This is a genomic window from Kitasatospora sp. NPDC056327 (assembly GCF_042261735.1).
Taxonomy (GTDB): domain Bacteria; phylum Actinomycetota; class Actinomycetes; order Streptomycetales; family Streptomycetaceae; genus Kitasatospora.
Genome location: NZ_JBHJRC010000433.1, coordinates 1 through 5,038, shown reverse-complemented (window position 1 = coordinate 5,038; position 5,038 = coordinate 1). Strand labels below are relative to the sequence as shown.

3 protein-coding genes are annotated in these 5,038 nt (G+C 75.2%); 2 read left to right on the top strand and 1 reads right to left on the bottom strand.

Going from position 1 to position 5,038, the window contains the following annotated elements:
- Positions 1-1,945, top strand: a 1,945-nt coding sequence (locus ACFCX4_RS34645; protein WP_376151187.1) for an FAD-dependent oxidoreductase, incomplete at its 5' end; no start/stop codon positions are given.
- 222 nt (positions 1,946-2,167) lie between these two features.
- Here the strand turns inward: ACFCX4_RS34645 and ACFCX4_RS34640 are convergent.
- Positions 2,168-2,980, bottom strand: coding sequence for a class I SAM-dependent methyltransferase (locus tag ACFCX4_RS34640; RefSeq protein WP_376151185.1), 813 nt, complete (start codon positions 2,978-2,980; stop codon positions 2,168-2,170).
- 209 nt (positions 2,981-3,189) lie between these two features.
- Between ACFCX4_RS34640 and ACFCX4_RS34635 the strand changes: the two genes are divergently transcribed.
- The coding region (locus ACFCX4_RS34635; RefSeq protein WP_376151183.1) for an exonuclease domain-containing protein at positions 3,190-5,038 on the top strand (1,849 nt) is incomplete at its 3' end.

The window sequence follows — 5,038 nt, the reverse complement described above, 5'->3', positions numbered from 1 at the left end:
CGGGGCGGCCGCGGCCGCCCCGTCGCGGCGGTCGGTCGTCGCGGTGACCGGGGCCTCGGTGCTCGCCGCCGGGCTCGCCGTCGCCGCCGCCGGGCCGGCGACCGCGCTCGGCCCCGGCACGGCGCCGGGTGCCGTCCCGCCGGGCGCCGTGCCGCCGGGCACCGACGAGCGCGCGTACACGACGGTGGCCCGCGCGATCGCCGTGTACGACGAGCAGGACCGGCCGCTCGTCCCGGGCTACCTGAAGATCCTCCGGGACGGCCTGCCCACCGGCCGGGGGCGGGCGACCAAGCGCGTCCTGGTGGTCGGGGCCGGCCCGGCCGGACTGCTCGCCGCCGACCTGCTGAACCGGGCGGGCCACGACGTCGTCGTCATCGAGGCCAACGGCAACCGGGCCGGCGGCCGGATCAAGACCTTCCGCAAGGGCGGCCACGAGAACGGCGAGCAGCCGTTCGCCGATCCGGAGCAGTACGCCGAGGGCGGCGCGATGCGGCTGCCGGAGAGCCACCCGCTGGTGATGGAACTGCTCGCCGCGCACGACCTGCCGCGCCAGGAGTTCCTGCTGGTGGACGTCGAGGTGGAGAACCCGGGGAAGCGGGCCAACCGCACCTGGATCCACGTCAACGGCCTGCACGTCCGCCGGGCCGACTACGAGAAGGACCCCGGGCCGGTCAACGACTCCTTCGGCGTCACCGGGACCGACCGCACCAGGACCGCCGCCGCGATCTACGCCGGGGCGCTGGAACCCGCGCTCCGGCTGGTGCGCGGCAAGGAGGGCGCGGAGCTGGTCGAGGGCTGGGCCACCGTGCTGCGGCGGTACGGCCACTGGTCGATGTACCGCTACCTCACCGAGGAGGCCGGGCTGGACGTCCGGACCGTCGACCTCGTCGGCACCGTCCAGAACGTGACCTCGCGGCTGCACCTCTCCTTCGTGCACAGCTTCCTGTCCGCCGCGCTGATCGACCCGAGGACCAGGTTCTGGGAGATCAAGGGCGGCACGGCGAAGCTCGTCGACGCCATGCTCGCGCCGGTGAAGGGGAAGGTGCGGTTCGACCGGCGCGCGGTGCGGGTGGAACGGCTCGGCGGCAGGGTCCGGGTCCACACCGTCTCCGAGGAGGGCCTGAGCGGGAGGGGCGGCGTCACCGAGGTCTTCGAGGGCGACGAGGCGATCATCACCGTCCCCTTCTCCGGGCTGCGGCACGTGGCCTTCGAGCCGCCGCTGGCGTACGGCAAGCGGCGGGCCGTCACCGAACTGCACTACGACGCCGCCACCAAGGTGCTGCTGGAGTTCTCCCGCCGCTGGTGGGAGTTCACCGAGGACGACTGGAAGCGGGAGCTGGAGTCCGTCGAGCCGGGCCTCTACGAGCGGTACCGGGCGGGGCGGGTCGGCGACGGCCGCCACCTCGGAGCGCACGCCTCGGTGCGCAGGCTCGGGGTGGGCGTCCCGGCGGAGCTCGGCAAGTGCTTCGCGGCGTTCCGCCCGGCGGGCGCCGACCCGGAGGCGGCGCACGTGCGGGGCGGCGGGGCGGTCAGCGACAACGCCAACCGGTTCGTCTACTTCGAGCACGCCCACCCGGTGGAGGGCAGCGACGGGGGCGTGGTGCTGGCCTCGTACAGCTGGTCCGACGACGCGCTGAAGTGGGACGCGTACGCCGACGAGGAGCGCTGCCTGCGGGCGCTTGCCGGGGTGCAGGCGGTGTTCGGCCGGCGCTGCGAGGTCTTCTTCACCACGAAGTTCCGCACCCAGTCCTGGATGCGCGACCACTACGCCTACGGGGAGGCCTCGGTGCTGCTCCCCGGGCAGCACACCGAGCTGTTCCCCGACATCCCGGGCTCCGAGGGGCCGCTGCACTTCGCGGGGGACCACACCTCGACCAAGCCGGCCTGGGTCGAGGGCGCCCTTGAGTCGGCGGTGCGCACGGCGCTGCTGGTCCACCGGGGCTGACCGGGGGCGCCGGCCGGTTCGTGCGCGGGGCGATCCCCGTGGTGTGCGGGGATCGCTCCGGGGCGGTTCGCCGGGTCCGCCCGGTCCTTCGGGCCGCCGTGGTCGACCGGTTCGCCGTCGTCCGTCGGCTCCGCCGCTGTCCTCACGGTCCGCCGCTGTCCTCGGGGTCCGTCGCCGTCCGGCGGGCCTGCGGGGCCTGCGGGGCCCGCGGGGTCGGCGGGGTCAGCGGCGGGTGGCGGTGACGAGGTGGTAGTCGAGCAGGCCGTCGCGCCAGGTGCTGAGGAAGTTGCGGGTCCAGTGGCCGCGCGGGACCGTGCCCTCCAGGTAGCGGTCCAGGCCCGGCCAGACGTCCGCGCCGATGGACTCGGTGCCGACGTCCGTGAAGCCGGCGGCCGAGAGGTCGGCGGTGAAGGCGTCGAGCGGGTGGGCGACGTCCAGGCCGTTGGCGAAGCTGCCGAGCAGGATGCTCAGCCGCTCGGCGACGTCCGGCCCGGCGGCGCTGAAGAAGGTGGTGACCACCAGCCGCCCGCCGGGCCGCAGCACCCGGGCCGTCTCGCGGGCGAACCCGCGCAGTTCGCGGAAGTGCTGCGCGGCCTCGACCGAGTAGACGCCGTCGAGCGAGGCGTCCGCGAAGGGCAGGTCGTCCGCCGGGCCGAGCGAGTAGCCGAGCCGGTCCGGGAAGGTCGCCAGGGCACGGGCGTTGACGGCGCGGGCGCGCTCGATCTGGTCGGGGTGGATGTCGACGCCCGTCACCGCGGCGAAGCGGAACTCGCAGAGCGCGAGGGCCGCGCCGAGCCCGCGTCCGCAGCCGACCTCGGCCAGCCGCAGTGACTCGTGCGGCCCTGGGAAGGCCCGCAGCACCCGCCGGTAGAGGTCCTCCTGGCTGCGGACGCGGTCCTCCGGGGTGGGGGCGGTGGTGCGGATGCCGCTCCAGTCACCGAAGTTGATGAATCCGCCGCCGAAGCTCGCGGCCTGGGAGAGATCGTCGGCGCCGTAGGTCTGGCGTACCGGTCCTGGGATGCGGTCCTGGCTCATGGTTCGCTCGGACTCCTCGTGTGTGATGGGCGACGGCCGGGTGACGGCTGTGAGCGGAGGGTACGCGCCCCGGGTCTCCCGCGGGCGCGCGCCGCAGTACGTACCCAAACGTGCGCGGTGCGGAACTACCCGAAGGGAGTGGTTTCGCGGGATAACAAGCAGGTCAAACGGGTTGTGAGTGATACGTGATGATGAGCATGCTTACTGTCATGACTTCGGAAACGCCGCTCCCGCACCCCTCCGCCGCACCCGACGACCGGGACGGCACCGGCTACGCCCACGAGTGGGCGCTGGTCGACGTCGAGACCTCCGGTCTGCGGCCCGGTCGGCACCGGGTGCTGTCGGTCGCGGTCATCACGGTGGACGCGGCGGGCCGGCGGACCGGGGAGTTCTCCACCCTGCTCGATCCGGGCGTCGACCCGGGGCCGGTGCACGTCCACGGCCTGACCGCCGAACGGCTGCGCGGTGCGCCGTCGTTCGAGCAGGTCGCCGACCGGATCGGCGGACTGCTGGACGGCCGGGTCATGGTCGCGCACAACGCGCAGTTCGACTACGACTTCCTCAGCCACGAGTTCGCCCGCGCCCGGACCTGGCTGCCGGTCTCCCGGCGGCTCTGCACGCTCGCGCTGAACCGCCGGATCGAGACCCCGACGGCGGACCTCGGGCTCGGTACGCTCGCTGCGCACTACGGGGTGGTGCAGCGGCAGGCGCACGACGCCCTGGACGACACCAGGGTGCTGGCCGGCGTGCTGAGCGGCTCGCTCGCCGAGGCCGCCAGGCTCGGGGTGCCGCTGCCGCTGGTGGACTGCCCGCCCCGGCGCACCTCGGAGTTCCGGCCCCGGATCCCGAAGACGCCGTGCGCCTACCGCAACCCAGGGCGCTGGACGGCGGGCGGGCCGCTGGTGCAGGGCATGAAGGTGGCCGTCACCGGGGACACCGCGACGGCGCGGGAGGAACTGGTGGCGCGGGCGGTGACCGCCGGGCTGAACGTGATGTCCTCGGTGAGCCGGCACACCAGTGTGCTGATCGCCAACGCCGGTCCGGACGGCGCGGGTTCGGCCAAGGCCCGGCGGGCGGCCGCGGAGGGCGTCCCGGTGGTGGACGAGGCGGCCTTCCTGGCGCTGCTCGCGGAGGTCCGGGCCGGGACGGCGCACGAGGAGGCGGGCGGCGGGGCGGTGGCGGTCCCGGTGGTCCCGGAGGTCGCGGCGCCGGTGGTGCCCGTCGAGGCCGCGGTGGCGGTGGCGGTGGTCGGGGAACCGGTGGACGTGCCGGTGGTGGTGCCCGTCGGGGCCGCGGCGGGTCCGGTCGCCGTCCCGGAGGTCCGGCCCGCACCGGTGACCGGGACCGTGCGGCCGGCGCGGCGGCAGGCCGCACGGGAGCGGCGGGCGCTGACCGGACGGCGGGTCCTCGTCGTGGGCGGGCGGCACACCGAGTCGGTGGCGGCGCGGACGGCTGTCGTCGCCCTCGGCGGCGCCGCCGCGGTGAACCTGTCGGCGAACGTCACCGACGTCCTGGCGCTGACCGGGGCCGGCGAGGACCGCCGGATGGGCCGGATCGAGTGGCTCGGCCTGCCGGTCCACGAACAGGTCTGGCTGAACACCCTGGAGACCGCGCCGCTCCCGGCCGGTGAGGCGGCGCCGGCGGACGACGCGCCCGCCGGCCCGGAGGAGCTGGTGCTGCCGCGCGGCGGTGTGGTCGACCTGCCGCTCGCCCAGGACGGCACGCGCTGGACCGTCAACGCCTCCTGGGCCCAGCGGAGCACCTGCGAGGTGGACGTGGTGGCCTTCGCGCTCGACGGGGACGAACAGGTCGCCTGCGACGAGGACTTCGTGTTCTACGGCGCCCCGGAGAGCCCGGACGGCACGGTCCGGCTCGCCTTCGACGGCCCGCAGGAGCAGGGCGTGACGATCGACGTCGGTCCGCTGTCCCCCGCGGTGCGGCGGATCGTCGTGGCGGCGGCGATCGACGGCGCCGCGACCTTCGGGGACGTCGGCGCGGTCGAGATCGCGCTGGCCGGCGGGACCAGGGCGCGCCCGATCGTCCGGGCCACCCTCGACG